At 47.8% G+C, this 4,536-nt stretch carries 4 protein-coding genes and 4 tRNA genes; 1 reads left to right on the top strand and 7 read right to left on the bottom strand.

What is annotated here, in order from left to right; all coding sequences use genetic code 11:
• From CYR32_RS21075 to CYR32_RS21095, 5 genes are all read right to left on the bottom strand, one after another.
• On the bottom strand, positions 1–218 hold a 218-nt coding region (locus CYR32_RS21075), incomplete at its 3' end, for a GTP-binding protein (RefSeq protein ID WP_241523786.1).
• A 108-nt stretch (positions 219–326) separates the two neighbouring features.
• A tRNA-Thr gene (locus tag CYR32_RS21080) sits at positions 327–402 on the bottom strand.
• A gap of 6 nt (positions 403–408) precedes the next feature.
• A tRNA-Gly gene (locus tag CYR32_RS21085) sits at positions 409–483 on the bottom strand.
• A 140-nt stretch (positions 484–623) separates the two neighbouring features.
• Positions 624–708, bottom strand: a tRNA-Tyr gene (locus CYR32_RS21090).
• A 13-nt stretch (positions 709–721) separates the two neighbouring features.
• Positions 722–797: transfer RNA gene (locus tag CYR32_RS21095), tRNA-Thr, on the bottom strand.
• 489 nt (positions 798–1,286) lie between these two features.
• On the opposite strand from CYR32_RS21095, the gene coaA reads away from it, so the two are divergent.
• Entirely contained in the window at positions 1,287–2,237 is a 951-nt protein-coding gene (coaA, locus tag CYR32_RS21100; protein WP_101827035.1) for a type I pantothenate kinase, read from the top strand.
• 32 nt (positions 2,238–2,269) lie between these two features.
• On the opposite strand, the gene birA is transcribed toward coaA, so the two are convergent.
• Both birA and murB read right to left on the bottom strand, forming a co-directional pair.
• A complete protein-coding gene (gene birA / locus CYR32_RS21105; protein ID WP_101827036.1) occupies positions 2,270–3,229 on the bottom strand; it encodes a bifunctional biotin--[acetyl-CoA-carboxylase] ligase/biotin operon repressor BirA in 960 nt (319 codons plus the stop codon).
• Positions 3,226–4,263 (bottom strand): UDP-N-acetylmuramate dehydrogenase, encoded by a 1,038-nt coding sequence (gene murB / locus CYR32_RS21110; RefSeq protein WP_101827037.1) that lies wholly within the window; start codon positions 4,261–4,263, stop codon positions 3,226–3,228. The genes birA and murB overlap by 4 nt, the downstream gene beginning before the upstream one ends.
• Between the last annotated feature and the right edge of the window lie 273 nt (positions 4,264–4,536).

The following is a 4,536-nucleotide window of genomic DNA, read 5'->3' on the forward strand; positions in this document are numbered from 1 at the left end:
GGGGTATCGTACTCAACGTGAGAGGTGTTGATGGTGATACCACGTGCTTTTTCTTCCGGTGCGTTATCGATCTGGTCGAAAGCACGCGCCTGGCCACCGAATTTCTTAGCCAGTACGTTGGTGATTGCAGCGGTCAGCGTTGTTTTACCGTGGTCAACGTGGCCGATAGTACCGACGTTAACGTGCGGTTTTTTACGTTCAAATTTTTCTTTAGACATCGATTGTCCCTCTAATACACGAGTAAATCGGTGGTTTCACCACATCAACCAAGCATTTGCTTGCTGAATCCACAACAGAAAGAGAATCAGGGGCGAGATTAAAAGAAGTGGTGCTGATAGGCAGATTCGAACTGCCGACCTCACCCTTACCAAGGGTGCGCTCTACCAACTGAGCTATATCAGCACATCTTGGAGCGGGCAGTGGGAATCGAACCCACATCATCAGCTTGGAAGGCTGAGGTAATAGCCATTATACGATGCCCGCATCCTGGAACTCGGCTACCTGATTTTTCTGTAGACTGTTGAAGCCAGAAGAGGATTGGTATGTTTCGGTCTCTTCCCGCTTCGCCTGAAATCACATTGAGTTATTTCAAGCTTCCCTATCGCCATGCGCTAGGGGGAATATGGTGGTGGGGGAAGGATTCGAACCTTCGAAGTCTGTGACGGCAGATTTACAGTCTGCTCCCTTTGGCCGCTCGGGAACCCCACCTGGATACTTGATTTGGTGCCGGCTGCCGGAATCGAACTGGCGACCTACTGATTACAAGTCAGTTGCTCTACCAACTGAGCTAAGCCGGCATCAAGTGCAGCGCATTCTAGGGAGACATCCGCACCTATGCAACTAAAAAATCGTTTTTCGTGCGCTTATGCTCACTTTTTACTCATATCACTCTTTTAACGTTCAAAAAGAATAAAAAAACATCAACGATGACGCTGAAAAGCCTATACAAATAAGTCAGGTGCCGTGAATGTTCACATGACAAATTGCCCTTTGCCGCTCAGGTACAGCACACAGCTGCGCACTACGTCAGGCTTAGCAGCTTACTGTCCTGCTCTTTCTTTATCTATGTTTGCAGCGGTGAACAGTGATCATCTCTTTCATTAACCCTAAACCTCACCGGATTGCCGGTATCGTCAGATGTTGCAAGCTAAGTCTCAAAGAAAACATGCCTTTGTAAGAAAATTGTCTACGCGAAATAGTAAGCTGTTTATAATAGTCAGCTTGTTTACTGTCTGGGTAGGCGTACGGCGCCCCTCCCGGCATGCGCTAACAGGCAGACGCAGCTTATGACGAAGAAAGACCAATCCCTGGCGACGCCCTATCTCCAGTTCAACCGGACGCAGTGGGCCGCCTTACGTGATTCCGTGCCTCTTACCCTTACCGAAGAAGAGATCGTTAAGCTAAAAGGCATTAATGAAGATTTGTCTTTAGAAGAAGTGGCGCAGATTTATCTGCCTTTATCGCGCCTGCTCAATTTTTACATCAGCTCCAATTTGCGTCGTCAGGCGGTGCTTGAGCAGTTCCTGGGTACTGATGGGCAGAAGATCCCCTATGTTATTGGGATTGCTGGCAGTGTTGCTGTCGGTAAAAGCACGACGGCCCGTTTACTGCAGGCGCTATTGAGCCGTTGGCCTGAGCATCGCACTGTTGAACTGATTACGACCGACGGCTTCCTCCATCCGAATAAAGTTTTACAGGAGCGGGGGTTGATGAAAAAAAAGGGTTTTCCTCAATCCTATGACATGCATAACCTTGTGCGCTTTGTTTCCGAAGTTAAATCTGGCGCACAACAGGTTACTGCGCCGGTTTACTCACACTTGATTTATGACATCATTCCGGATGGGAATAAAACGATCGAACAGCCTGATATTTTGATTCTGGAAGGGTTAAATGTCCTGCAAAGCGGCATGGACTACCCCCACGATCCTCATCGGGTGTTTGTTTCTGATTTTGTTGATTTTTCTATCTATGTCGATGCGCCTGAAACGCTATTACAGGGATGGTACATCAACCGTTTCCTGAAATTCAGGCAAGGCGCATTTTCTGATCCAAATTCATACTTCCATAATTACGCTAAACTTTCCGAACCCGAGGCGATTAATATTGCCACGCAGCTCTGGCGTGAAATTAATGGGTTAAATTTGCAGGAAAATATATTACCCACGCGTGAACGGGCCAGCCTGATCATGACAAAAAGCGCTAACCATGCTGTAGAATCGGTCCGATTAAGAAAATAATGGCAGGGGGAGCGCCCCCTGACCTGATATCTTTAAATTCCCCGCAAAGAAATCTCTCCGCCAATAAAAGGCGAGATGACCCCTTCGCGCTCCAGCAACAATCCGCCCTGGGCATCGATGCCGCGCGCTATACCATAAATTTCCTGCTCACCAATAAGTAATTTCACTTCGCGATCTTTAAAATTATCTAATTGGTTCCAGCGTGAAATAAAGGGAGCAAGGCCTTCTATTTCAAATTTTCGCAATGCTTGCCTGAGGTGTGTAAGCAACATTGCAGTTAGCTGGTTACGGTCAATTACCACACCGGCTTCTTGTAGGTTAATCCAGCCCTGATTGATTGCCTGACTATTGGATTCACGCATGGCTAAGTTGATACCAGCACCAATAACCAGCTGAGCGGCATCACCGGTTTTTCCTGTCAGCTCAACCAATATCCCTGCCAATTTACGGTCGCGCAGGTAGAGATCGTTAGGCCATTTAACCCTGACATCAGCTGCGCCTAATTGCTGTAAAACTTCAGCCATGACAATACCGATCACCAGACTAAGCCCCATGGCAGCCGCGGGCCCCTGCTCCAGCCGCCAGAACATGGATAAGTAGAGGTTAGCACCAAAAGGTGAAACCCACTGTCTCCCACGGCGGCCACGCCCAGCATGTTGGTACTCAGCAACACACGCCTCTCCGGACGTCAGCTCACTAATGCGATCCAGGAGATATTGGTTTGTAGAGTCAATAACGGAAAGTACGGTGATATTGCCCTCCGGCAAGCTCTCTATTATCTTCTCTTTAACCAGAAGCTGTATGGCTGCCGGCAAGCTATAACCTTTGCCGGGAATAGTATAGATATCCAGGCCCCACTCACGGATAGTCTGAATATGCTTATTTACAGCAGCCCGGCTCATCCCCAACTCACTCCCTAACTGCTCACCTGAGTGAAACTCGCCATCTGACAATATACGGATGAGTTGTAATGGAATTGACAGATCTTTCATGAGAGCGCCTCGACAGCATTGACTTCACCCTGCGACGCAATAAAGCGCACTTCAGGTTCCAACCAGATATTAAAACGTGCCGCAACGGTATCACGGACATATTTAGCCAACGCTCTCACTTCTTCTCCCGACGCGTGTCCCTGATTGATCAAAACCAATGCCTGCTGCTTATGCACGGCTGCATCACCCTGAACATAGCCTTTTAGGCCACACTGTTCAATAAGCCAACCGGCAGCCAGCTTAGTCTCTCCATTTGGCTGAGGATACGCAGGAACCGCGGGAAATTCCCGTTGGATGGCTTCTACTATTTCCTGTGAGACAACTGGATTTTTGAAGAAGCTGCCGGCGTTTCCGGTGATAGCGGGGTCAGGTAATTTACTGCGGCGCATATGACATACTGCGTCAAAGACTTCTTTTGCTGTCACTGTAGACGCATTTAAATTCTTCAGGTCACCATAGCTTAATGTCGGCTGCCAGGCTTTCGGCAAGATAAAGCCTACAGCAGTAATGGCATAGCCTGTCCGGTATTCATGCTTAAATATACTTTCACGGTAACCAAATTGGCACTCTGCCTGGCTAAGGCGTGTCATTACTCCTGTGTTGAGATTAATGACGTCCACATAATGGCATATATGCTTCAATTCGATGCCATAAGCACCGATATTCTGGATAGGTGCTGAGCCTACACACCCTGGTATCAGCGCTAAGTTCTCTAATCCGTTTATGCCCTGCTCCAGCGTGTAGCAGACCAGCTCGTGCCAGTTTTCTCCAGCACCTACCTCTAGCAACCAGTGACTGGCCGTCTCGGAATGGGTAATTCCTTTTATACGATTGAGAATAACGGTGCCGTTAAAATTTTCGAGGAAAAGCATATTACTGCCCTCCCCCATCAATAAAATATCCTGTTGCATCGATGTCGCCGTTTGCCAGACTGAGAGCAACTCTTCAACAGAAGTAACATTGACGATGTTTTGTGCTTTAGCATCAATATGGAATGTATTACAGGACTTCAACGATACTTGGGTATTAACCATGACTTAAAACTCATCTCAATGTGATCTGAGATAGTCTACCTGATCCAAGGGCTGGTAGATCGATTGTTTAGAGTACACAAGAGCTAAATCAGACGAGGGGGCTAAAACGGTAATTAATTTCTATTGCCGCTGGCAGTGCTATCCAGATGAGGGGCTTGGGGAGTTTAAACTACCAGGCTTTGTCTGTGGAATTCGCCCCAAAGCAAAAAGGCCATCCTTGCGGATGGCCTCGTGCTTGATTTGATGCCTGGCAGTTCCCTACTCTCGCATGGG

The organism is Chimaeribacter coloradensis, from assembly GCF_002858715.1.
Classification (GTDB): Bacteria; Pseudomonadota; Gammaproteobacteria; order Enterobacterales; family Enterobacteriaceae; genus Chimaeribacter; species Chimaeribacter coloradensis.

Excerpts from the sequence above, each read along its gene's own strand:
- birA (WP_101827036.1), bottom strand. The coding sequence starts at position 3,229 with ATGAAAGATCTGTCAATTCCATTACAACTCATCCGTATATTGTCAGAT.
- coaA (WP_101827035.1), top strand. The coding sequence starts at position 1,287 with ATGACGAAGAAAGACCAATCCCTGGCGACGCCCTATCTCCAGTTCAAC.
- murB (WP_101827037.1), bottom strand. The coding sequence starts at position 4,263 with ATGGTTAATACCCAAGTATCGTTGAAGTCCTGTAATACATTCCATATT.